A 22,147-nucleotide genomic window follows, 5' to 3' on the forward strand; every position below is an offset into this window, starting at 1 on the left:
TATATAGTAATTTTCTGACTTAATTATGGCAGACGTCTACAAGACCGTTTTAATTAACCAATCCGTTGAACGGATGTTCGATTTAGTGACCGATGTGGCGCGTTACCCTGAATTTCTGCCATGGTGTGGCGGCGTAGAGATTTTTGAACAGTCTGAAACAATTTTAGACGCCAAAATACACATTCATTTTAAAGGCATTAATCAATACTTCCATACGCGCAATGTGAATCATCGCCCCGAAACCATTGATATGGTTTTTGTCGATGGACCGTTTCGGCATTTTTCAGGTCAGTGGAACTTTATTGCCTTGCGCGAAGATGCGTGCAAAGTAGAGTTTAAGTTGCATTGGGAATTTAAAAATGCCTTGCTCGATAAAATTATTGGCCCCGTCTTTGCCCATATTGCTGGTACGTTTGTCGATCGCTTTGTCACCCGAGCTGAAAGCTTATATGGCTAAAGGCTTGAATTTGTGGCTTTGCGACGCCCGCGCAAGCGCTAGTTTGCAAAGGGGCGATGCCTCACCGATCATTACTCCTTTGTATTTACCCCTGCCAAGTGGCGCGGTGGCCACCATTGGAATGGCCTTAATGCGTGCCGGGATTGCTAGTGGGCCCACTGATCCAGCCTTTAGTCGAAAGGGTTGTATTGGGGTCTTTGGCAAGCGCAAAGACTGGCTTAGCCCTATTTATGAAGGTGATCGAATTGAGTTATATGGCCCCTTATTGATTGATCCGAAGGCAGTGCGGCGTAAAAAAGCCAATCAAAACCGGGATAGTGAATTAAAGGCCAGTGCCCTGGCTCGTCAGGCCCGTCGCAAGGCGAAGCAGCGATAAGTCTATAATCTGATTTTGCGACTAGGGGTTTTGTATGCGACTCATCCAAAAAGCACTCACTTTCGACGACGTGCTCCTTGTGCCTGCTTATTCGGCAGTCTTACCACGTGATGCGAGTTTAATTAGTCGTTTAACCCGCGATATTGCCTTAAACATCCCCTTAGTTTCGGCGGCCATGGACACCGTAACCGAAGGTCGTTTAGCCATTGCAATGGCCAGCGAGGGTGGTATTGGTATTGTGCATAAAAATCTCAAACCAGCTGAGCAAGCCCGCGAAGTAGCTAAAGTAAAGCGTTATGAGTCAGGCGTCTTGCGTGACCCCATCACCATTGGACCTGAGGTTACCGTGCGCGAGGTGATTCAGTTATCGCGTGAACATGGCTTTTCTGGCTTTCCTGTGCTGCAGGGCAAGACGGTCGTGGGCATCATCACTAATCGCGATTTACGCTTTGAAGAGGAGCTTGATGCGCCGGTAAAAACCAAAATGACGCCGCGCGATCGACTCGTTACTGTGGGCGAAAGCGCTTCATTAGAAGACGCCAAGCGCTTAATGAATAAACATCGCCTTGAACGCGTGTTGGTGGTCAACGATGCTTTTGAATTACGGGGCCTAATTACGGTTAAAGATATTTTAAAAGCTACCGAGCATCCGAATGCGTGTAAAGATAGCGAAGGTAAGTTGCGCGTTGGGGCGGCGGTTGGAGTGGGCTCAGATAACGACGAGCGCGTCGAGTTACTGGTGAGGGCAGGGGTCGATGTGATTGTGGTTGATACGGCCCATGGTCATAGTCAAGGGGTTCTTGATCGAGTGAAGTGGGTGAAGAAAAATTATCCGCAAGTGCAAGTGATTGGCGGCAATATCGCCACTGCTGATGCCGCAAAAGCATTATTGGAAGCGGGGGCCGATGGCGTCAAGGTGGGTATAGGCCCCGGCTCCATTTGCACTACTCGCATTGTGGCGGGCGTCGGTGTTCCACAAATTACTGCCATCGTCAATGTTGCGCTGGCCCTCAAAGGCACCGGTGTGCCATTAATCGCCGATGGTGGAGTGCGCTATTCAGGTGATGTGGCGAAAGCGCTGGCAGCTGGAGCAGATGCGGTAATGATGGGCGGCATGTTTGCAGGTACTGAAGAGGCGCCAGGTGAAGTCTTTTTATATCAGGGCCGTTCATATAAAAGTTATCGTGGCATGGGTTCTTTAGGTGCGATGACGGATGGTGCTGCTGATCGGTATTTCCAAGAAGATATTGCCACTGCTAATGCCGATAAGTTAGTTCCCGAAGGTATCGAAGGGCAAGTACCTTATAAGGGTAGCGTTCTCACCATCTTGCATCAACTGACTGGCGGTATTCGTTCCTCAATGGGGTATTGCGGTTGTAAAACAATTGCCGAGTTACATGACAAAGCCAATTTTGTAGAAATTACTTCAGCAGGTGTGCGTGAATCGCATGTGCATGATGTCAAGATTACAAAGGAAGCACCTAATTACCATATTGATTAAACGATATCGCTGTGCACGCTAAGATTCTTATTCTTGATTTTGGTTCCCAAGTAACCCAACTCATTGCCCGCCGTATCCGTGAAGCAAAAGTCTATTGCGAAATTCATCCTTACGATTGCGCTCCTGAACTGATTCGACGTTTAGTAGAGCAAGACGACTGCAAAGGCATTATTCTTTCTGGCGGTCCAAATTCAGTTACTAGCAGCGCTAGTCCTAGAGCCCCACAAATTGTTTTTGAATTAGGTGTGCCAGTACTTGGCATTTGTTATGGCATGCAAACCATGGCTGAGCAATTGGGCGGTGCGGTTGCGTCAGCCGAGACGCTGGGTAAAGCCCGCGAATTTGGTTACGCAGAAGTTCGAGCACATGGCCATACTGCCCTTTTAAAAGGCATTGAAGATTTTGTGACTACTGATGGTCATGGCATGCTGAAGGTCTGGATGAGTCATGGTGATTCGGTCACGACTATGCCTCCTGGCTTTCAATTAATGGCCTCAACCGCCGCTTGCCCCATTGCTGGCATGGCCGATGAAGCCAAACAATTTTATGGTTTTCAGTTTCATCCAGAAGTAACCCATACCCTGCAGGGCGAAGCCATCTTGCAGCGTTTTGTACATGATATTTGTCATTGCCCAGGCGATTGGGTGATGGGCGATTACATTAGCGAGGCCATCGCGCATATTCGCGCACAAGTTGGCAGCGATGAAGTAATTTTAGGTTTATCGGGAGGCGTTGACTCGAGCGTTGCCGCAGCATTAATTCATCAAGCGATTGGTAATCAACTTACTTGTGTATTTGTCGATCATGGTTTATTGCGCTTGAATGAAGGTGAAATGGTGATGGAAATGTTTGCCCGTAATTTAGGGGTGAAGGTTATTCGGGTGGATGCAGCTGAACAATTTATGGCGCAGCTAGCAGGCGTAAGCGATCCCGAGATGAAACGTAAAATTATTGGCAAAGAATTTATTGACGTATTTCAAGCTGAATCCATCAAAATTAAAAATGCCAAGTGGTTAGCGCAAGGCACTATTTATCCGGATGTCATTGAGTCTGCTGGCAAAGGTAAAAAGGGTGCTCATACCATTAAGAGTCACCACAATGTAGGCGGTTTACCAGATGATATGCACTTGAAATTACTCGAACCCTTACGTGAATTATTCAAGGATGAGGTACGCGAGTTGGGTGTGGCGCTAGGTCTACCCCGTGAAATGGTCTATCGCCATCCCTTTCCAGGCCCTGGTTTGGGTGTGCGCATCTTAGGTGAAGTGAAGGCTGAATACGCTGATTTGCTGCGTCATGCCGATGCCATTTTTATTGAAGAATTGCGCAACACGATTGATGGAGTTAGCGGAAAATCATGGTACGACTTAACGAGTCAAGCTTTTGCGGTATTTCTACCAGTCAAATCAGTAGGGGTAATGGGCGATGGTCGCACTTACGAATATGTTGTAGCTTTGCGTGCAGTGCAGACTCAAGATTTTATGACCGCACATTGGGCGCATTTGCCTCATGAACTATTAGGGCGTGTATCTAACCGAATTATTAATGAGGTGCGCGGAATCAATCGTGTGGTCTATGATATTAGTGGTAAGCCACCCGCTACGATTGAGTGGGAGTAGAATTTATTTACCTCATCAAGCCTTTATTCAGACTTTATTTGCATGCTCTTAACAATTGGGGCAAACCTAATTAAATCCCCCTTAATTTGCTCACCAAATTTTTCAGGGGTGCCGGGTGATGGAGTAATACCCATTGCTAAGAGTCTAGTCTTTCCCTCTGGTGAGTTCAAAATTTCATTTAAGGCTTGGTTTAATTTAATCAAAATAGGTTTGGGTGTTTTTGCCGGAGCCAACAAACCTACCCAATCATCTATTTCAAACTCTTTGATGCCTGACTCGGTAAAAGTAGGTACATCTGGCATGCTTGGACTTCTTTTTGCGCTTGAGACTGCAATGGCTTTAATGCGCCCTGATTTTACATATTGGTTAGCACCCGCCACAGCGGTGTAAACCAAGGGGATGTTCCCGCCTAATAAATCAATTAAGGCCTGCCCACCGCCTTTGTAAGGCACGTGAACTAAATTAGCACCAGTTTTTTGCTTGAGTAATTCACCAGCAATATGCGGCGTTCCGCCAGCACCAGAGGTGCCATAAGATAAGCCATTCGGATCTTTTTTGGAGATGGCAATCACATCAGCTAAAGTTTTGCCTTGGAAATCATTGTTTGCCACCACAATCAAAATTGCATCGCCAATTTTGCCAACGGGCGCAAAATCTTTTACGCTATCAAACGAGATTTTGTCAAAAAGTGATGGGTTGATCGATAAAGTTCCGGCATAACCTAGGAGCAGGGTATATCCATCGGGCTCGGCAGCAGCCACCATTTGCGTGCCGATATTGCCAGATGCTCCAGGGCGATTATCAGCAATGACTTGTTGCCCTAATTTTAAAGAAAGCTGTTCTGCAATAAAGCGGCCTGAAGTATCTGTCACCCCACCAGGAGTGAATGGAATAATGAGGCGTATGGGTCGATTAGGATAGTTCGTTTGCGCATGTGAGGTGAGCGAGAAAATAAATGTTCCGACTAAAAGTCCATGCAATAGGTATTTGTGTAATTTCATCTCAGTTCCCTCGCTTTGTTTCTACAAACCGTTTTTCAAATTCCCAAACATCTTGAAAGCCCATTAACTCGGAAAGCTCGCCAAAGTCATATAAGTCGACTGGGTTATCAATGGAAGACCCTGAATGTTTAAAGTGCTCGTAGACCTTAGTCATCGCTTGAACTGAGGCCAATAAAGCCGTAACCGGAAAGATTGCAAGCTTAAATCCACATTGCTCTAATTCTAATTTTGACAAAATAGGGGTACGACCTTTTTCCACCATATTGGCAACCAATGGATGGTTGGGAAAAGTTTCGCCAATGCGTCTGATCTCGTTTAGATTTTCAGGGGATTCAATAAATAATATATCCGCTCCAGCACGAGCATAGGCTTCACCTCTTTTTAACGCTTCATCCAAGCCTAACGTAGTTCTGGCATCAGTTCTGGCGATAATTTTAAATTGCGGGTCGACCCTTGAAGCAACTGCAACCTCAATTTTTTTAACCATCTCTGCCAGCGGTATGACGCGTCTTCCAGGGGTATGGCCACATTTTTTGGGAAACTCTTGATCCTCTAATTGAATCGCTACTGCGCCAGCTGTTTCATATCCGCGAACGGTATGCCGCACATTTAATAAGCCCCCATAACCGGTATCGCCATCCGCAATAAGCGGTGTCTTAGCCATGCCAGCCATTGCGGTAACTCTGCCAACCATGTCAGTATAAGTGGCTAAGCCCGCATCGGGAAGGCCTAAAAGAGAGGCTACGGTGCCATAGCCGGTCATATACAGAGCATCAAAATTCATGCGGTCTGCCAATCTGAGCGAGACCATTTCAAATACTCCGGGGGCAACAATTAAGCCAGGGCTAGCAAGTCTTTGATTAAAAGTGTCTCTTTGAGAAGGCATCGCGATCCTATTCATTTTTTACTTGATGTGTTTGCTGAAGGGTTGGTGAAGAACGCTCACTTAAATACTCGGCAATCTTTTTTAGCAACTGGGTGATATCGTTTTGCACCGTTTGAAAATTTGCATTCGGCTCTCGGCTTGCTTCATTCATATAGATGGGTCGACGAATTTCGACTTGAAGGCTATGTCGATTTTTATTAGGTTGACCAATCTGCGCTATGAGTTGCATACCTTTATATGGATCGTTGCGAGCAACTGTGTAACCCAGCGTGCGCAAATATTGTTCGATCAGATTCATAAATTCTGGCTCACAGGTGGTGCCATCGCGATCGCCAAGCACAAAGTCGGCCAAAGGATGAGGATTATTTTTTATCTGTAAGCGTTCGTAGGCATTATTTGGCATTGAGTGTAAATTTAAATGCCATACCCCGCCGAACCGTTGCATGCTATTTTCGATGGCTTGTGCTAGCGCTGCATGATACGGGCGATAATAGTTTTGAATGCGTTGCTGTACTTCGTTTACGCTCAATTGGCGATCATAAATTACAGTGGCAGCGTTTAGTTTTCGCCAAATTAAGCCGTAACCCAAGCGACTTTTCTCGCTTGGAGACAATGGTTCTGGCCAATCGCCATCTAATAACAGAGGATCAATATCGTTCGCTGTGCGGTTTAGGTCGATGTAAGTGCGAGGAAAGTTAGCTAACAGTAAGGTGGCTCCAACACTAGGAGCGGCGCGCCAGAGTTGATCAACATGGGTATCTTCGCCCCCCCTGAGTTGGGCTCGCGGTACAACATGACAAAAATCTGCAGGATATTCGGTACCACTATGTGGTGAGTCACAAACCAAAGGGATGGCTGAATCGGCTGGTTCAAGCAAGCGATAAGGCGAGTTTTGAGAGCCGATCATGGCCTTAGTCAACTTGAATGTTGGCCACTTTAGCGATGCGCTGATATCGGTCAATTGCTTGCTGAATCTGCTTGGCAAATTCAGCGGGTGTTCCAGGTATAGCAATCGCACCAGATTCCTCAAGCTTCTTAATAAATTCAGGATTTTTCATGCCCTGATGGATCGCTTTATTGAGCTTAGCAATAATGCTCGGTGGGGTACCGGCGGGGGCCACAATCCCAAACCAGCCACCACCACCCATTTGCGGAAACCCTAATTCGCCATAGGTGGGCACGTCGGGTAGGGCGGGTGAGCGTTTTTCTGCCAGTACCGCTAAGGCTCGTAAACGCCCTGCTTTAATTTGCGGTAATGCTGAGGGTAGGTTATCAGTAATGGCATCGACTTGCCCTGCTAACGCATCATTCATTGCTGCGCCTGCACCTTTATAAGGGACATGCAGTAAACGAATTTTGGCGAGCATGGCAAAGTACTCAACGTTGGCATGCCCTAATGAACCGGTGCCAGGGGTAGCAAAGGTATATTTATTGGGATTAGCTTGAGCTAAGGCAATGAATTGCTGCATGGTGTTAGCCGGCACTTTTGGATTGACCGCAAATACGCTCGGCGTTGCCGCCACATTAGTAATGGGCGCGAAGTCTTTAATCGGGTCATACTTGAGTTTTCCGGCATACACCGCTGAATTAGCCCCATGCGTACTCATGGTGGCCATTCCTAGGGTATAGCCATCGGGCTTTGCTTTCGCGACAACCTCCATGCCAACCGATCCGCCAGCGCCAGCCCGGTTTTCTACAATGATTTGCTGACCTAATTCACGGCCGGCATATTCAGCGATGAGGCGTGCAGCCAGATCGGTTGATCCACCAGGGCCAAAAGGAACGATTAGCTTCACTGGTTGATCGGGGTAATTACTCTGGGCAAAAGTAGGTAAGCCGCAGAACAGCAGGGCCCCCAAGAGAAGATGGAGCAACTGACGCAATCTAGGCATAGGATTCCTCAGTACCAAAAACAAGAAGAGTTGGCGTTTAATGGCTTGTCAGTTTACCTTACCGCACTCAATGAATTCAATGCACTTGAGCGCGGCCAGCAACAAGGTAAATTGTTTATCATAAGGGTCTGAAGCATCCGCTAATTTACGAACTGGAGCAATCAATGCCATTTTCACGTCGCCTTTTTATGCTGTCTGCCGCTCTGGCTCCCTTTGGCTGTGGTTCAATCGGTTATTTACGCGGGACTGCTGTGCCTGCGCCAAGTCCGATGCCGGCAGTGCGTCCACCGCAGGTGGGTCAAGAGTGGTCTTATTTACAGCGGGATATGTTTAATGGCAATACGCTGGGCACCTTAACCGAACGGGTGCAGTCGGTGGGCTCGCAAATTGTCATTACCCGCTCGATGGATACGAGCACAGCATCAGCCAATACGAGTTCTGGTGCCTTTGGTGCCATTATGAAAGATATCAATCAAATCAATGAACCAATTGGTTCAATGGGCAATGAAGTGCAAGGCCCATGGGGCACTTTTTTAGCGAATCCCAACTGGAAAACCTTATTGTTATTTAACCCAGGAGTACCAGCCTGGCCCCAACAATTAAATGCATCCTGGAGTAAGCAAACCAATACCAAATATCAGGTAGCTGGCAATGCGGGCTATACCTTTTCATGGGAAGAATATATGAGTGCTAGCGCTTGGGAAACCATCACGGTTCCAGCTGGCACATTTACCGCATTAAAATTTAGTAGTTTAGTTAACTACACTAGTCCCGATGCGAATAAAATTAATTGCATTTGGCGAGAAACCTGCTGGTTTGCCCCGCAAATTGGGCGCTGGGTAGCACGGGAATCATCGGGATCGTATATGTTAATTGGTGTTATGCAATCGCCATTTTTAGAAAATGAATATGTTTGGCAGCTAAGCTCTTGGAAATAAATTTATCGCGCCGTGTTTGTTTAATCGCTATAGGCGCCTTACCCAGTGCTTGTCTCACCCCGATTCCTTATCCTGCTGCAACTGTAAGCCCAACGCCGAGTGTACCTCCCCAAATGCGAGCACCTCAAGTGGGGCAGCAATGGGTTTACGCCGTGCGGAATATTTTTAACCAAGAGACACTCGATGTCGTTACAGAAACGGTGGTGCAAGTAGGCGAGCAAATTCGCATCCAACGTAACTCTAATAAAATAGGCCCCTTACCCGATGAAGTTCAAGGACCTTGGGGCAAGATCATTCAAGATCCGCATTGGCAACCTGCGCAAAAGTTTATTCGTCCACTACCAATATGGCCTGAAAAATTAGAGCTGGGCTGGTCTGGTTCTTATCGCGATCGTTATCAAGTGCTCGGTTACCCAGATGCTGACTTTGCTTGGCTAGTCACTATTTCAGCAATTGCTTGGGAAAAAATTCGTACGCCAGCTGGATCATTTGTCGCCTTGAAATACAGTAGCGACTCACCCTATTTTGAAAGTAATGATGTTTCACGTTTCGCTAGCTTACGCAATGAAGAAACTTGGCTAGTACCCGAAATTGGACGCTGGGCGATTCGCCGTAGCATGGGGCGCTATTTATTAGGCGGCATGAGTTGGTCTGGCTCATTTTGGGAGGATTATTTAGAGTGGGAGCTGCAGTCATGGAAATAAATTCTTTCCTAGCTAATTTATTCACCCAGCAATTTAATTAATGTATAGCGTTAAAGAAATTTTTCCTACCTTACAGGGTGAAGGCGCGCATGCTGGACGTGCTGCTGTATTTTGTCGGTTTTCAGGCTGCAATCTTTGGAGCGGACGTGAGGAAGATCGTGCTACTGCTATTTGCCAATTTTGCGATACCGATTTTATTGGTGTTGATGGTATTGGTGGTGGAAAATTTTCGATTGCTGGCGAGTTAGCGAGTGCAATTGAAGCTGCCTGGCTAACTACCGCTGCCGGCCGTCATTACCGCTATGTGGTTTTTACTGGAGGAGAGCCGCTCTTGCAGTTAGACGAAGCTCTTCTGCAAGCCTTACACGCGCTTCAGTTCGAAATTGCCGTTGAAACCAATGGCACCTTACCATTGCCCGCCGGAATCGACTGGGTGTGTGTGAGCCCGAAGGCAGGCACTGAGTTGGTGGTCAAACAAGCCGATGAAATTAAATTGGCGGTGCCACAAAATGGCCATACTCAATTGGAGATGTTGTTGAAACGATTTGAGAGCATGGACTACCGACATCGTTTTTTACAACCCATTGATGGTGTAGAGCGCACAGCGAATACCGCTTTAGCAGTACAGCTTTGCCAAAAAAGACCCTTGTGGCGTTTAAGTCTTCAAACCCATAAATACATTGGGATGCCTTAATATTAGCCCTATGATTACGATTACTAGGCGGTTCGAGTTTGATGCAGGTCACCGTATTCCCCACCACGAGGGTCAATGCGCCCATTTGCATGGTCATCGTTATGCTTTAGAGATCACACTTGCTGGCGAGATTTTGCAGCATCCTGGCGCTGCCGATGATGGTATGGTGCTTGATTTTGGTGAAGTTAAGCACTTAACACAAGTGCATTTAGTGAGTTTATGGGATCACGCTTTTTTAGTAGCGCAGGAAGACCAGCGCGTCGTTACTTTTTTAGCAAGTATGCCAAATCATAAAACTGTCGTTTTGGCTGATGTGCCTACCGTAGAAAATTTAGCGCGAACCGCTTTTCAGATACTTGAGCCTGTTTTTAAGGACTCATTTCAGGGGCGCCTGACTTTAGCTTCAATTCGTTTGTACGAAACGCCTAATTGTTGGGCTGATGTTTTTAGTTCAGTGACGGTAGCAGTTTAATTTGATGAATGCTGATATTGATTTTATGAGGCTAGCATTGGAACAAGCACAATTAGCGGCCGCCCAAGGAGAAGTTCCGGTGGGGGCAGTATTGGTTAAAAATGGCGCGGTCCTCGCTCGTAGTTTTAATCAGCCTATTGCTAAACACGACCCGAGCGCACATGCTGAAATGAATGTTTTGCGTTTAGCTGCAGCGCAGCTTGCAAACTATCGTTTACCAGATACCACGCTCTATGTCACCCTCGAGCCCTGTGCGATGTGTTGCGGGGCGATGCTGCATGCGCGTATCGAACGTGTTGTTTATGGAGCGCCTGACCCTAAAACAGGAGCGGCTGGCAGCGTCCTTAACATCTTTGGTGAATCGCAAATTAATCATCAAACTGCCGTCACCGGTGGTGTTTTAGGTGATGACTGTGGTCATGTATTACGCACCTTTTTTGAGGCCCGCCGCAGATGAAAATTCATCTCATTGCCCCCTCTGGTGCAGCGCTTGAGCAACGTAGCCCTGATAATGCGGTGCGCTACTTGATTGAGCAGGGTATTGCCGTAGAGAACCTTGCTTGTGTGAAACGAGTTCATCAGCGCTTTGCTGGAACTGACGTTGAGCGCTTAGCTGAGCTCAATGCGCTTGCCAAGCTTGATCCTGACACGACTGTAATGGCCATGCGCGGTGGTTATGGTTTGCAGCGTATTTTGCCGAGTATTGACTGGGTTGCATTAGCGAATACAGTAAAGCGGGGCGTGCAACTATGCGGACATAGCGATTTCACTGCGCTGCAATTAGGCCTATTGGCTAAAACAGGTGCGATTAGCTTGGCGGGCCCAATGCTGAATTACGATTTTGGGCGAGTGAATGCAGCAGGTGAGCCCATTCCCCCCAATGCTTTCATGTGGCAGCATTTTCAACAGGCAATCAACGCACGTCAATTAGATTGCCAAGTTCTAAAAGCACAACCCTATCTGGGAGCGAAGCAAAATGCAGTAGCACTAAAGGGCATCTTGTGGGGTGGCAATCTTACTATTTTATGCACCTTAATCGGTAGTGAGTTTATGCCGAGCGCTGAGCAAACTCGGGGCGGAATTTTATTTTTAGAAGACATTAACGAACATCCTTATCGGCTTGAGCGCATGCTCATTCAGTTATTAGAGGCTGGGGTCTTTGCACAGCAGCAGGCCATTTTATTAGGCGATTTTTCGGGCTATCGACTACTTGACAATGATCGTGGTTACGATTTCTCAGCCGCTGTGGCTTGGTTGCGCGAGCGCCTGCCAAGCTCGATTCCGATTTTAATGGGCTTGCCATTTGGCCATTGCCCTGAAAAATTGACTTTACCGGTGGGCGCGCAGGCTAATTTGACAGCCAATTTAAGCGGATTTGACCTGCAGGCACATTGGTAGGAATTACGCCTAAGCAGGCTAAACTTCGGCACCACTTAAATGAAAGCTGGCTTTAGAGTCTTGTGCCAGAGCCTCCTGCAGAGCTGGTAAAGCAAGCTTCAATTTTTCATTTAGAGTCCAGGGCGGGTTCACAACTAACATCCCACTCGCTTGTAAGCGCCGCTCACTTGGATTATTCGCTACCCGCAACTCTGCTTGCAGCCAAGGTCTTGAGTAACTCATAATGATTTTTTTTAAGCGCGCAGCTAAAGCGATCGATTCTCGCCGCGGCAGAATGGGATACCAAATGGCAAAACAACCTGTAGCGAAACGTTGCAAACCTTCAGCAAGCGTGGTTTCAATCTGGCGATAATCATTTTTATCTTCATAAGCAGGGTCAATTAAAACTAAGCCCCTGCGCCCGGGTGGAGGTAATAATGCTTTAAGTCCACTAAAGCCATTGCTGGCATAGACATCAATTTGTTTGGCATTGGGTAGTTGCGCTACATTTCTTTGCAGAATCAAAATTTCTTGGGGATGTAATTCAAATAATTTGAGGCGGTCTTGCGGTCTTAAGAGCCTCGCCAAAATAAAGGGAGAACCTGGATAAATAGATAAGGACTCAGTTTGGTTTTCAAGCTGAACTTGCTGAAATAAGTTTTGAAAAGAGGGTACTAATTTGGTGGTTAAGCGTTCAATACCCCATTGCGCTTCTTTACTGATTTGCGCAAAGCCGTCTTGCAAGTGATAAATGCCAGCACCAGCATGCGTATCAATAAAAGTGACTGCCCCTGGTTTTTCTTGGAGGTAGTGAATTAACTCAATAAGCACAAGATGCTTCAACATGTCAGCATGTCCACCAGCATGAAAAGCATGGCGGTAACTAAACATAACAATGCATGATGAAGAAGTGAATGACTAGGCAGACGTTTTTTGGCGGAGACCAAAAACGATGAGGGTGAGGAAAATAAGCATTACCCCAAGATTTTGTAAATACTGGTTTTCAGCAAAATCGAGAGAGGTATTTAGCAAAATATAGATGGTAATAAGGCCACCCAAGGCAATAAAGCGTGGCCACCAGCCATTGGCTAGGAGTTGTTTGCGAGGTATTTTATCGGCTAGATAGGCACCAATGAGGCCGCACCAAAAGCCTAAACCCGCTGCCACTAACACATCGCTCAGCCAATGCACGCCGAGGGCACTGCGTGAAATTCCCACCAAAATAGCGAGGAGAAATAAAAGCAGAAGGGGGGTGCGTAAGGTTTGCTTAGCACAGAAAAATATTGCTGTGGCCACAGCAAAAGCAGTGAGCGTATGACCTGATGGCATGGAGTTGCTTAACAACATATCGCCAAAGCGAAAAAAACTGCCTTCAGCCAGCACACCAGAAGGCCGGGGTAGGCTTAGCAGCGGCTTCAGAATAGAGCTAATGACCGCTGTTAAGGCCCCAGCAAAAATACCAGCACTTAAAGCCCGTGGCGCAAAAATAAGCAGCGGGAAGGCAATCGCAAAAAGGCCCCAACCGTTACCTAAATACGTAAATGCTGCCCAGGCCCAGTTCGGAAGAATTTGGCTAGCTTCATTGAGTGCTAAAAACGAACTAACCTGTTGGTGGGAGACAAATAAACCAAGCCCCAACGCAATGGGAAGTAGGGGCAAAAGCCAGAATAGCAGCCGCGGTGCGCGATTAATCGGTGGCATCCAGTTGCACTGCGACCTTGACCATCACTTCTGCAACGGTAATAGCCTGCATACAGACATTATCTTGACAAGGCGTTTTGCGATGATTAGCTGCGCTTACACAAGGGGAGCAGGCAAGCTGCGCAGTAATGGGAATCGAGCGGCCGAGCGAGCCATATAAGGCTGGAGTTTCTGGGCCAAAAAGCACCACCGTACGTAATTGGGTAACCGAAGAAAAATGACCGGGACCCGAATCATTGGTAACCATGACTTTAGCCAGCGTATATAAAGCAGGTAATTCGCCAAAACTTACTTTGCCAGCAAAGTTAATCGCACGCTCCACCTTTGCTTCTAAGCGAATGGCTTCAACATAAGCAACTTCATTGGCCGAGCCGGTAATGAGGATGAGATCGTTTGGCCAGCGGGTATGGATTGCCGCAATGAGCTCAGCAAACCGTTGCGGTGCCCAGCGGCGTTGGGGCAACAAATCGCTGGCATTGGGATTGACGAGGATGAGGCGTTGGGCTTGAGCAGCAAACGGAATAGCGAGTTGCCGAGCTAAGCCAATAATGCGCTCTTGTACAGTTTGTAGAACCTGTAGATCGATCTTGGCTTGCTGAATACGAATCGCAGAATCGGGAATGGTAATTTTACTAAAAGGAATTTCAATGGCAGTTGCAAATGCCGCATGCACCAAAGAAATAAAGTTTTTAGCGATATGAATATGGGGGTTGTAATGCACCTTACGCGTTAGCATGGTGCCGCGCCATAATCCCTCACCGTGAAAAATATGATAACCAACCCGCCGTTGTGCACCACAGAGCCCTGTTAAGAGGGCGGTAAAGCGAGAAAATAATTCGAGGTCAATTACGGTATCAATTCGCTGCTGTCGTGCTTGCCATAAAAAAACCACCGAGTCGCGCATCAGGCTAAATAAGCCCGATGAATCAATGGTAAAAACATTTTCTGGCTTTACAGTGTTTAACAAGCTTAAGCTCGCACGATTACTTTTAAAAATAAGAAAGTAAATTTCTGCTCCGCGAGCTTGGGCTTCGCGCATGGCTGGATCAACTAATATTGCGCTACCCATTTCGGATAATTCAATAAACAGTAATTTACGTGGCGTTTGTAATGCTGGTTTAAATGCGCTTTGCAGGCGATCGAGTACTGAAATTAGCGGGCTGATGATTGCGCAGAGTGGCACCCCCACCCAATGGTCGATGCTTCGCATGGTATTGACACGAATACTCATTCGGTACGCTTATTTAAATTTTAAAATGGGATAAACGCCAGGTAGAGCACAGAGCGCAGAGAATGCACCAAAGCTAACTGAGGCTAACACGGTTAAAGAGGGTTCCACTCCCCATAAAACGAGTACCGAGGAGAGTGTGGCTTCGCGTAGCCCCCAACCAGAAATACTAATCGGCAGCATGAGCAGCAAACTGAGAGCAGGCAAACCAATCATCAGCGCTTCTACTGGAACGGCAGCCCCATAGGCCTTTAAGCAGCAGCCTAGCGCAACGATATTAAAGCAGTGAATGCCAATTGAGAAAGTCACTTGGGCAATGGTTATAGGAAAACCAAAAGCAAAACGAATGCCTGGTAAGGTAGCCATCATGCGAAAGCGCGCCAAGATTTTTTCTAAGAGCCTGAGGCTGGGCCCCCAAATTAAAATGAGCGCACCAACTATGCCAGCAAAGAGCATGATTGCAATTACGCCGTAACCTAATTCAACCCCCCAGCTAGCTAGCGTAGCGCCACCTAATACCAAGCCAATCCCACCTAATAAGTTGTTACCTGCTAAGCCCAGCATACGATCAATTAAAGTCATCGCAAAACCTAGGCGTAACTTTGGTGTGGCGTGCCCTAAATCGACTTCATGATGCAATTCCTCATCAAGCTCTTTTTTGCCGCCAACCTTGTCATCAGCGGTCAGGTGGCTGCCGGTAACAGCCCGGTAACTATCGCCACCCAAGGTGCTAGGCAAGCCCTGATTAATTAAGGTGCCAGCAAAATACAACTTAATGTAAGCAAAGACACTCCCTTGAAAGCCTACTTTACGCATCAAGAGGGCCCAACGAATACCGCCACAAGTAAACGCTGAGAAAATAGCTAATACCGCCCCAATAAACCAAAGGGGTTGCATTTTTAATTCAGTCGTAAAAAGTGCATGCCAGTCGATGCCACTGGTGGCTTTCCATAACAGGGCAATCGACAACAAAATACGAATAGTGGGCCAACTGCGCTTGAGAATGGTTTTCCAGGCGGGTTGAGGGGCGGCGTATAAGGGCCTATTTTTGCTCATAGGCGTAAGGATAATGCTTTGGGGTGCCAGCCCTGACAAAAGCTGAAGTCAAAGCGGGATAAAGCTTGGTTAAAGCGGTTAATAGTAAGGCTCTCGATGGTTTCGCAAGTACTAAAATAACCCCGCGGATCGCTTGTATTCACTGGCGCGGCAAACGGTAGGCCTGACCAGTTCACCAAGATAACGTTGGCATTTTCTGGTAAAGGGCCAAACCAGAGATCAAATTGATCTTGACGCTGGTCGATGACAAAAACCGGTAAAGGCTCGCTATACCAAGCTAAGCGACTAGCCAGAGTCCAATTTTGTACTGCAGTTCCAGCAGCTTGTTTCTCTTGTACTAGTTGCGCAGCTCGGGCTCCTGCTAAATTCCAGCCATACAGATCAGCGATGGGATTATTTGGTTGCCCCCTAAAACTGATGCCACCGATAAATACTAAGGTGAAGCCTAATAAGCAAAGCAATAATTGCGTTCCTGCGCAAATGCTGAGCAACCAACGATATGATTTTTGCCACAGCCCAGCTAGGCCAATACCAGCAAAAGGCGCTAAACAAAACCAAGCGGGGCTTGTCCAATGAGGTAGACCACCGCCAGCAGAGAGAATTGCAAAAAGAATAAATGGCAAGAAAAAGAAGCTTAACAAAGCGAGTAGTTGCGGTTTATCAAGCTTCAGAAAGTAACGGATAAAAATACCGCCGCCGATTGGCAGTAAGACTCCATAGGCTAACAATTGCAGTCCAAAAAATCGCGCTATACCCAACCAAGACCAAGTACCGCCGCCGCCATGATTGATTTGGTATTGAAAGGAAATCCACGCATGGGCCCAATTCCAGAAAATAATCGGACTGATCGCAACGAGTGCAATGAAACACGCTAGCCAAAAACCAGACTGATTGAGCCAGTTCTTACGTGGAGATACTAAAAAAACCAGCGCAAGCGCAAGTGCACTAAAAATGGCAGTGTATTTACTTAAACCGGCTAAGCCTAGGACTACACCCAAGACCACCCATTGCCAAACGTAAAACTGCTGCGCTTGTTGCAGCCAGCAAATGGCCAGCCATAATAAAGTTAATACTAACGGGGTTAAAAGCGAATCGGGTAAGAGGCCAATTGCTAAAACGTGTGGCAATGGCGCTAAGACAATGGCAAGCACAGCAGCAACACTAGCCATTTGTTTTGAGGGTAATTGCTGGGCTAGCGAGTTGCGAGTTTTGGTTTGTAGATACAGTATTAAATCGTTAGTGATGTAATACACCAATACACATGAAATGAGCCACAGCAGTTCAGGTATGAAGCGGATCACACCCTCACTGAAGTCATTGGCAACTAAAGGCCATTGAATCCAGCCAACTAAAGGAGGGTGATCAAAATAACTCCAAGCCAGGTGTTTGGCATATAAGGCATAGTGCGCTTCGTCGACTGAAAATTCAACGGCAAAGCCCAGCGCCAAATGAATTAATGCCGCACCAAGCACGCAGCCTAAAACCCAGCGCAGTAGTACTGACGGGCGCAAGAAAGTTGTCATGCGAGCTGTTGAAGCAGCCTGTTTAGGCTAAGTTTTCCAAGTACACCTTAAAAAGGGCTTGTGTGCCGGAACGACCCAGTTCTTTGGTCATTAAAAGATCGTAGAGTTTTTTGGCTTGTTTTAAGCCCGGTAAATTGAGACCCATTTGCTCTGACTCGGTAATCGATATCCCTAGGTCTTTCACTAAATGTTCAATCATGAAGCCGGGGGCAAAGTCTCCTTGTACCATTTTTGGCCCCAACATATTTAATTGGGTGCTACTAGCAGCTCCGCTGCCAATCACTTTGAGTACAGCCAAAGGATCGAGACCGGCTTTTTTGGCGAACGAAAGGCCTTCACACACTCCCATAATGGTTGAGGCAATCACAATTTGGTTGCAAAGTTTAGTATTTTGTCCAGAACCAGCAGGCCCTAAGAGCGCAATATTGTTGCCCATCAGTTGAAAGAGGGGGAGTACTTGGTCAAAGGCTGTAGCATCTCCGCCAACCATGATGGAGAGTTTGGCATCACGGGCACCCACATCGCCACCTGACACTGGCGCATCGAGGCAGGCAACCCCTTTTTTAGATCCTGCGGCAGCAATTTGTACCGCTAAAGCAGGGCTGGAAGTGGTCATGTCGATGGCTATGGCGCCATTCTTTGCATTAGCCAAAATGCCCTGCGGGCCCAAATAGGTCTCTTCGACATCGCGGGGATAGCCAATAATAGTAATAATCACATCTGCTTGCGCAGCTAGTTCCGCCAGCGAGTTGGCCCAAGTGGCGCCGCGCGCAATGAGGCCAGCAGCTTTTTCCTTCGTGCGGTTAAAGACCTGTACTGGATATCCACCAGCGAGCAAATGACCGGCCATACTGTTGCCCATAATGCCGGTACCAATAAAACCAATTTTGCATTGCGCAGGGTTGGCGCTTTTTACTGAGGTGTTTGTCATGATCGAGTCTTTAAAGGGGTGAATAAAAATGATGAAAAGGTGATTTTAGACTGGTCTGCGCAGAATCTCTGGGACAATTCCAATTGATGAAGTTAAGTCCTCTTTTTAGCCGCCTAGTCATCGTTGCAGTAGCGCTTCAGCTGGCTGCCTGCAGCGGGCCCATTTTGGTCTCTGCAGATGGTCAGGCCGGCGGAGTTTCGAACGCTGATCGGGTAGATCCCCAAGATTCAGTAATGAAATTTTCAGTCCAAAGCGGGCAAACTGGGCTGCCTAAAGGTTGGCAGTTTTATCGTTTGGCACCTTATAAGAAAAATACTGTTTATCGCTTAGAGAATTATCAAGGCCGCACTGTCTTAAGCGCTAATGCGCAGTCAGCTGCATCTGGCTTAGCTGTGAAGCTCAAGCCCCAGTCGCCTAAAAATGCCTGGTTGCAATGGGAGTGGAAAGCCGGGGGTTCGATTCCGACTGCAGATAATGCCGAGCGTACAACTGATGACGCTCCGCTACGTATCTTAATTGCGTTTGATGGTAACAAGTCAAAACTCCCCTTAAAAGATCGCTTGGCATTTGAGATGGCTAACTTAATTAGTGGCCAAGAAATGCCTTATGCAACCTTAATGTATATCTGGGCAGGTAAAGGAGTAGTCGATAGCATTATTCCTAATGCCAATTCAGCACGCATCAAAATGGTGGTAGTCGATTCGGGCTGGGAAGGGGTTGGGGAATGGCGCAAACATCAACGCGACCTTTCGGCGGATTATTTTGCTGCCTATGGCGAAGCCCCAGGTAATTTGATTGGGGTGGGCATCTTGACGGATACTGACAATACCCATTCCGAAGTCAAAGCGTTCTATGGTGATATTGAGATAGTACGGAAGAGTACTAAGCCTTAGGACCTTGTCGTTGGCTTTATTAAAGGTAAAGTAACTTCCTTTAGAATGACTCACCCAGATTGTCTTCATGGCCTCATTTATGCAAAGGAACCAAACTCATGTTTTTTAGTAAGTTGATGCCCCACGATGGCAATTTCTTTGAGTTGTTTAATGAGCATGCCAACCATATTCTTGCAGCTTCTGAAGCCTTCCTAAAATTTATTAAGAATTACAGCGATGAAACGCTGCGTTTGAAATATTCGCAGGAGGTAGATAGCGCCGAGAATGCTGCCGATATTGTGGTCAAAGAAGTGAATCGGCGGCTACATAAAACTTTTATTACACCGATTGATCGAGATCAGATTTTTTCTTTAACTAATACCATGGATGATGTTGCTGATTTAATTCAGAATGCGACCGAAGCAATGCATTTGTATGACGTCAAGCAAATGACCCCTGAAATGTTAAAGATGGCTGAAATTTGTACGCAATGTTGTGGGCGAGTGAAGAATGTGATCGCTTGTCTAAAATCCATTTCCGATCCTGAAGTAGCGAAAGATACGCTTAAAACTTGCGAGGAAATCGATCGCCTTGAATCGGATGCTGATCGCCTACTTTCTACTTCGATTGCTAAATTATTTCGTGAAGAAATAGAAGTGCGCGAGCTAATTAAACTACAGCGTATTTATGAGTTGCTGGAAGAGGCTACTGATAAATGCGAGGACGTAGCTAATTTGGTTGAAGGTATCGTACTTGAGAACTCTTAATTGTTGTATTTTTAAGGTAGATTAATTTGCTAGCGCTTGAAGTTGCATTTTGGGTTGTAGTGCTACTGGTGTTATTAGCGCTCCTATTTGATTTCATGAATGGTTTTCATGATGCAGCCAATTCAATTGCAACGGTTGTTTCTACTGGAGTTTTAAAACCACATCAAGCAGTTATCTTTGCCGCTTTTTTTAATTTTCTTGCGATTGCCATTTTTCATCTCAGTGTTGCCGCTACCGTTGGCAAGGGCATTGTCGACCCGAATACGATTGATTTGCATGTCATCTTTGGCGCTTTGGTAGGGGCTATTACTTGGAATGTAATTACTTGGTATTACGGAATACCTTCGAGTTCTTCGCATGCCTTGATTGGTGGTTTGGTGGGCGCCACTATACCAAAAGCAGGGTTTGCTGGACTTGTCTGGAGTGGTATTTTGAAAACGGTCGCTTTTATCGTTATCTCACCATTGCTTGGATTCTTATTTGGCTCCCTAATGATGTTAGTGGTATTTTGGCTTTGCCGGGGCCAAACGCCTTCGCGAACTGATCGTTGGTTTAGACGCTTACAACTTATTTCTGCTGGCGCTTATAGTTTGGGGCACGGCGGCAATGACTCGCAAAAAACCATTGGAATTATTTGGCTCATGTTGATTATTACAGGGTATATCGACGCTGCTGCCACTGCGCCCCCATATTGGGTTATCTTGACGTGTTATTTTGCAATTGCTTTCGGCACCATGTTTGGTGGATGGCGAATAGTGCGCACGATGGGTCAAAAGCTAACTAAATTAAAGCCAGTAGGAGGGTTTTGCGCTGAAACAGGGGGTGCAATCACCTTATTTTTAGCTAGCAGCTTTGGCATACCAGTCTCTACTACCCATACTATTGCTGGGGCTATTGTAGGGGTAGGGTCTACCCAAAGGGCTAGTGCAGTACGCTGGGGGATCGCTAGCAATATTATATGGGCTTGGATATTTACAATTCCTGCTACTGCTATCATGGCAGCCCTCGTGTATTACCTTAGCTTGTTATTGTTTTAATTGATTATCTGGAGAATCCTTTGGCTGTTACCGTAGAAGTAGTTCAAGAGGCATTAAAGCAAGTTATTGACCCTAATACAAAAATTGATTTGCTTGCCGGAAAATGCATTCGTAATTTGCAGGTTGCTGCAGGCGATGTGAGTTTTGACATTGTCTTGGCTTATCCAGCTAAAAGCCAGTTTGATTTGATTCGTGGCTTGGCGATGAGTGCTGTAAGTGCAATACCTGGTGTGACTAAAGTCAACATCACCATTGCCAGTAATATTGTCGCCCATGCTGTACAGCGAGGGGTCAAATTATTGCCTGGTGTCAAAAATATTATTGCAATTGCCAGTGGTAAAGGTGGTGTTGGAAAATCGACTACCGCAGTCAATCTTGCTTTAGCATTAGCAGCCGAGGGTGCTCAAGTGGGGATTTTAGATGCTGATATATATGGCCCAAGTCAGCCCATGTTGTTAGGTATTCAAGGACGCCCTGAATCACTTGAGGCTAACACTATTGAGCCCATGATGGGGCACGGAATTCAGGCTAGTTCAATCGGTTTTTTAATTGATGCAGATAATCCCATGGTCTGGCGTGGCCCGATGGTCACTTCTGCGCTTGAGCAATTGTTAAATCAAACGCGTTGGCGTGATCTCGATTATTTAATCGTCGATATGCCACCCGGTACTGGCGACATTCAGCTCACACTAGCGCAGAAAGTTCCGGTTACTGGTGCTGTCATTATTACCACCCCACAAGACATCGCCTTATTAGATGCGCGCAAGGGTCTCAAGATGTTTGAAAAAGTCAGCATTCCCATTGTTGGGGTGATTGAAAATATGAGTACCTATATTTGCCCTAAGTGTGGCAATGAGGAACACGTTTTTGGTACTGGCGGCGGGCAGAAAATGTGCAGTGACTATAAGGTCGATTTTCTCGGCGCCTTACCTTTGAATCTATCTATTCGTGAAGACGCCGATGCTGGCATGCCAACCGTGATCGCTAATCCAGATGGGCCAATTAGCGCAATTTATAAAAATATGGCTCGTCAAATTGCCATTCGGGTGGGAACATTGGCGAAAGATATGAGCAGTAAGTTCCCCAATATTGTGGTGCAAAATACTTGAAGCGCT

At 46.6% G+C, this 22,147-nt stretch carries 25 protein-coding genes; 14 read left to right on the forward strand and 11 right to left on the reverse strand.

The genetic code is table 11. The features are described from left to right. The first annotated feature begins 25 nt into the window (after positions 1–25). From LZT21_RS04595 to guaA, 4 genes are read left to right on the forward strand one after another with little or no spacing between them, the layout of a single operon-like run. Positions 26–457 carry a type II toxin-antitoxin system RatA family toxin gene (locus LZT21_RS04595; protein WP_233923855.1) on the forward strand — a complete coding sequence of 144 codons (432 nt, stop codon included), beginning with the start codon at positions 26–28 and terminating at the stop codon, positions 455–457. A gap of 4 nt (positions 458–461) precedes the next feature. After that, complete coding sequence (locus LZT21_RS04600) at positions 462–833, forward strand: RnfH family protein (protein WP_233989504.1); 372 nt, start codon at positions 462–464, stop codon at positions 831–833. 34 nt (positions 834–867) lie between these two features. Beyond that, positions 868–2,334, forward strand: coding sequence for an IMP dehydrogenase (guaB, locus tag LZT21_RS04605; RefSeq protein ID WP_233923857.1), 1,467 nt, complete (start codon positions 868–870; stop codon positions 2,332–2,334). 11 nt (positions 2,335–2,345) lie between these two features. Continuing rightward, the gene (guaA, locus tag LZT21_RS04610; protein ID WP_233989510.1) at positions 2,346–3,953 is read left to right on the forward strand and encodes a glutamine-hydrolyzing GMP synthase; all 1,608 of its coding nucleotides are present in this window, start codon (positions 2,346–2,348) and stop codon (positions 3,951–3,953) included. Between the two features lie 23 nt (positions 3,954–3,976). Here the strand turns inward: guaA and LZT21_RS04615 are convergent, their stop codons facing one another. Genes LZT21_RS04615 through LZT21_RS11860 form a run of 5 tightly spaced genes read right to left on the reverse strand, consistent with a single transcriptional unit; the run spans position 3,977 to position 7,903 of the window. Then, a complete protein-coding gene (locus tag LZT21_RS04615; protein ID WP_233989512.1) occupies positions 3,977–4,954 on the reverse strand; it encodes a tripartite tricarboxylate transporter substrate binding protein in 978 nt (325 codons plus the stop codon). A gap of 1 nt (position 4,955) precedes the next feature. Further along, the gene (locus tag LZT21_RS04620) at positions 4,956–5,840 is read right to left on the reverse strand and encodes an oxaloacetate decarboxylase (RefSeq protein ID WP_233989514.1); all 885 of its coding nucleotides are present in this window, start codon (positions 5,838–5,840) and stop codon (positions 4,956–4,958) included. A 7-nt stretch (positions 5,841–5,847) separates the two neighbouring features. Continuing rightward, positions 5,848–6,747, reverse strand: coding sequence for an N-formylglutamate amidohydrolase (locus LZT21_RS04625; RefSeq protein WP_233989516.1), 900 nt, complete (start codon positions 6,745–6,747; stop codon positions 5,848–5,850). A 4-nt stretch (positions 6,748–6,751) separates the two neighbouring features. Further along, complete coding sequence (locus LZT21_RS04630) at positions 6,752–7,732, reverse strand: tripartite tricarboxylate transporter substrate binding protein (protein ID WP_233923876.1); 981 nt, start codon at positions 7,730–7,732, stop codon at positions 6,752–6,754. Positions 7,733–7,780: 48 nt separating this feature from the next. Continuing rightward, positions 7,781–7,903: a hypothetical protein gene (locus tag LZT21_RS11860; protein ID WP_255696402.1), complete on the reverse strand. Its 123-nt coding sequence runs from the start codon at positions 7,901–7,903 to the stop codon at positions 7,781–7,783. On the opposite strand from LZT21_RS11860, the gene LZT21_RS04635 reads away from it, so the two are divergent. From LZT21_RS04635 to LZT21_RS04660, 6 genes are read left to right on the forward strand one after another with little or no spacing between them, the layout of a single operon-like run. Beyond that, a complete protein-coding gene (locus tag LZT21_RS04635) occupies positions 7,897–8,670 on the forward strand; it encodes a hypothetical protein (protein WP_233923877.1) in 774 nt (257 codons plus the stop codon). The genes LZT21_RS11860 and LZT21_RS04635 overlap by 7 nt on opposite strands. After that, positions 8,646–9,374 carry a hypothetical protein gene (locus LZT21_RS04640; protein WP_233923878.1) on the forward strand — a complete coding sequence of 243 codons (729 nt, stop codon included), beginning with the start codon at positions 8,646–8,648 and terminating at the stop codon, positions 9,372–9,374. The genes LZT21_RS04635 and LZT21_RS04640 overlap by 25 nt, the downstream gene beginning before the upstream one ends. Before the next feature lie 40 nt (positions 9,375–9,414). Further along, on the forward strand, positions 9,415–10,068 hold the full coding sequence (gene queE / locus LZT21_RS04645) for a 7-carboxy-7-deazaguanine synthase (RefSeq protein ID WP_233923879.1): 654 nt from the start codon (positions 9,415–9,417) through the stop codon (positions 10,066–10,068). 1 nt (position 10,069) lies between these two features. Then, on the forward strand, positions 10,070–10,540 hold the full coding sequence (queD, locus tag LZT21_RS04650) for a 6-carboxytetrahydropterin synthase QueD (RefSeq protein WP_233989795.1): 471 nt from the start codon (positions 10,070–10,072) through the stop codon (positions 10,538–10,540). A gap of 4 nt (positions 10,541–10,544) precedes the next feature. Then, positions 10,545–10,997: a tRNA adenosine(34) deaminase TadA gene (tadA, locus tag LZT21_RS04655; protein ID WP_255696404.1), complete on the forward strand. Its 453-nt coding sequence runs from the start codon at positions 10,545–10,547 to the stop codon at positions 10,995–10,997. Continuing rightward, a complete protein-coding gene (locus LZT21_RS04660) occupies positions 10,994–11,938 on the forward strand; it encodes an LD-carboxypeptidase (RefSeq protein WP_233936056.1) in 945 nt (314 codons plus the stop codon). Before tadA ends, LZT21_RS04660 begins: the two co-directional genes overlap by 4 nt. 18 nt (positions 11,939–11,956) lie before the next feature. On the opposite strand, the gene LZT21_RS04665 is transcribed toward LZT21_RS04660, so the two are convergent. From LZT21_RS04665 to LZT21_RS04690, 6 genes are read right to left on the reverse strand one after another with little or no spacing between them, the layout of a single operon-like run. Further along, positions 11,957–12,808, reverse strand: coding sequence for a 23S rRNA (adenine(2030)-N(6))-methyltransferase RlmJ (locus tag LZT21_RS04665; RefSeq protein WP_233989525.1), 852 nt, complete (start codon positions 12,806–12,808; stop codon positions 11,957–11,959). 27 nt (positions 12,809–12,835) lie between these two features. Further along, complete coding sequence (locus LZT21_RS04670) at positions 12,836–13,618, reverse strand: phosphatase PAP2 family protein (RefSeq protein WP_233989527.1); 783 nt, start codon at positions 13,616–13,618, stop codon at positions 12,836–12,838. Further along, positions 13,605–14,849: a glycosyltransferase family 9 protein gene (locus tag LZT21_RS04675; protein ID WP_233989534.1), complete on the reverse strand. Its 1,245-nt coding sequence runs from the start codon at positions 14,847–14,849 to the stop codon at positions 13,605–13,607. Before LZT21_RS04675 ends, LZT21_RS04670 begins: the two co-directional genes overlap by 14 nt. Positions 14,850–14,858: 9 nt before the next feature. After that, positions 14,859–15,902, reverse strand: a complete 1,044-nt coding sequence (locus tag LZT21_RS04680) for a lysylphosphatidylglycerol synthase transmembrane domain-containing protein (RefSeq protein WP_233989536.1) — start codon at positions 15,900–15,902, stop codon at positions 14,859–14,861. Continuing rightward, positions 15,899–17,425 carry a glycosyltransferase family 39 protein gene (locus LZT21_RS04685; protein WP_233923886.1) on the reverse strand — a complete coding sequence of 509 codons (1,527 nt, stop codon included), beginning with the start codon at positions 17,423–17,425 and terminating at the stop codon, positions 15,899–15,901. The genes LZT21_RS04680 and LZT21_RS04685 overlap by 4 nt, the downstream gene beginning before the upstream one ends. A gap of 22 nt (positions 17,426–17,447) precedes the next feature. Next, the gene (locus tag LZT21_RS04690) at positions 17,448–18,356 is read right to left on the reverse strand and encodes an NAD(P)-dependent oxidoreductase (protein ID WP_233989538.1); all 909 of its coding nucleotides are present in this window, start codon (positions 18,354–18,356) and stop codon (positions 17,448–17,450) included. An 86-nt stretch (positions 18,357–18,442) separates the two neighbouring features. Between LZT21_RS04690 and LZT21_RS04695 the strand changes: the two genes are divergently transcribed. The 4 genes from LZT21_RS04695 to apbC all read left to right on the forward strand — a co-directional run bounded on the left by LZT21_RS04695 (position 18,443) and on the right by apbC (position 22,141). Further along, a complete protein-coding gene (locus tag LZT21_RS04695) occupies positions 18,443–19,249 on the forward strand; it encodes a DUF3047 domain-containing protein (protein WP_233936068.1) in 807 nt (268 codons plus the stop codon). Positions 19,250–19,347: 98 nt separating this feature from the next. After that, positions 19,348–19,995, forward strand: a complete 648-nt coding sequence (locus LZT21_RS04700) for a DUF47 domain-containing protein (RefSeq protein ID WP_233923889.1) — start codon at positions 19,348–19,350, stop codon at positions 19,993–19,995. 95 nt (positions 19,996–20,090) lie between these two features. Beyond that, positions 20,091–21,032, forward strand: coding sequence for an anion permease (locus LZT21_RS04705; RefSeq protein WP_370634790.1), 942 nt, complete (start codon positions 20,091–20,093; stop codon positions 21,030–21,032). A gap of 20 nt (positions 21,033–21,052) precedes the next feature. Next, the gene (gene apbC, locus LZT21_RS04710; protein ID WP_233923891.1) at positions 21,053–22,141 is read left to right on the forward strand and encodes an iron-sulfur cluster carrier protein ApbC; all 1,089 of its coding nucleotides are present in this window, start codon (positions 21,053–21,055) and stop codon (positions 22,139–22,141) included. Positions 22,142–22,147: the final 6 nt, after the last annotated feature.

Origin of the sequence: Polynucleobacter sp. IMCC 30228 (assembly GCF_021395205.1) — a bacterium.
Classification (GTDB): domain Bacteria; phylum Pseudomonadota; class Gammaproteobacteria; order Burkholderiales; family Burkholderiaceae; genus Polynucleobacter.

Bases quoted from the DNA above. Each gene is read 5' to 3' on its own strand.
- LZT21_RS04595 (WP_233923855.1), top strand. From the start codon at position 26: ATGGCAGACGTCTACAAGACCGTTTTAATTAACCAATCCGTTGAACGG.
- guaB (WP_233923857.1), top strand. From the start codon at position 868: ATGCGACTCATCCAAAAAGCACTCACTTTCGACGACGTGCTCCTTGTG.
- LZT21_RS04615 (WP_233989512.1), bottom strand. From the start codon at position 4,954: ATGAAATTACACAAATACCTATTGCATGGACTTTTAGTCGGAACATTT.
- LZT21_RS04620 (WP_233989514.1), bottom strand. From the start codon at position 5,840: ATGCCTTCTCAAAGAGACACTTTTAATCAAAGACTTGCTAGCCCTGGC.
- LZT21_RS04625 (WP_233989516.1), bottom strand. From the start codon at position 6,747: ATGATCGGCTCTCAAAACTCGCCTTATCGCTTGCTTGAACCAGCCGAT.
- LZT21_RS04630 (WP_233923876.1), bottom strand. From the start codon at position 7,732: ATGCCTAGATTGCGTCAGTTGCTCCATCTTCTCTTGGGGGCCCTGCTG.
- LZT21_RS04635 (WP_233923877.1), top strand. From the start codon at position 7,897: ATGCCATTTTCACGTCGCCTTTTTATGCTGTCTGCCGCTCTGGCTCCC.
- LZT21_RS11860 (WP_255696402.1), bottom strand. From the start codon at position 7,903: ATGGCATTGATTGCTCCAGTTCGTAAATTAGCGGATGCTTCAGACCCT.
- queE (WP_233923879.1), top strand. From the start codon at position 9,415: ATGTATAGCGTTAAAGAAATTTTTCCTACCTTACAGGGTGAAGGCGCG.
- tadA (WP_255696404.1), top strand. From the start codon at position 10,545: ATGAATGCTGATATTGATTTTATGAGGCTAGCATTGGAACAAGCACAA.
- LZT21_RS04660 (WP_233936056.1), top strand. From the start codon at position 10,994: ATGAAAATTCATCTCATTGCCCCCTCTGGTGCAGCGCTTGAGCAACGT.
- LZT21_RS04665 (WP_233989525.1), bottom strand. From the start codon at position 12,808: ATGTTTAGTTACCGCCATGCTTTTCATGCTGGTGGACATGCTGACATG.
- LZT21_RS04670 (WP_233989527.1), bottom strand. From the start codon at position 13,618: ATGCCACCGATTAATCGCGCACCGCGGCTGCTATTCTGGCTTTTGCCC.
- LZT21_RS04675 (WP_233989534.1), bottom strand. From the start codon at position 14,849: ATGAGTATTCGTGTCAATACCATGCGAAGCATCGACCATTGGGTGGGG.
- LZT21_RS04680 (WP_233989536.1), bottom strand. From the start codon at position 15,902: ATGAGCAAAAATAGGCCCTTATACGCCGCCCCTCAACCCGCCTGGAAA.
- LZT21_RS04685 (WP_233923886.1), bottom strand. From the start codon at position 17,425: ATGACAACTTTCTTGCGCCCGTCAGTACTACTGCGCTGGGTTTTAGGC.
- LZT21_RS04690 (WP_233989538.1), bottom strand. From the start codon at position 18,356: ATGACAAACACCTCAGTAAAAAGCGCCAACCCTGCGCAATGCAAAATT.
- LZT21_RS04695 (WP_233936068.1), top strand. From the start codon at position 18,443: ATGAAGTTAAGTCCTCTTTTTAGCCGCCTAGTCATCGTTGCAGTAGCG.
- LZT21_RS04700 (WP_233923889.1), top strand. From the start codon at position 19,348: ATGTTTTTTAGTAAGTTGATGCCCCACGATGGCAATTTCTTTGAGTTG.
- LZT21_RS04705 (WP_370634790.1), top strand. From the start codon at position 20,091: ATGAATGGTTTTCATGATGCAGCCAATTCAATTGCAACGGTTGTTTCT.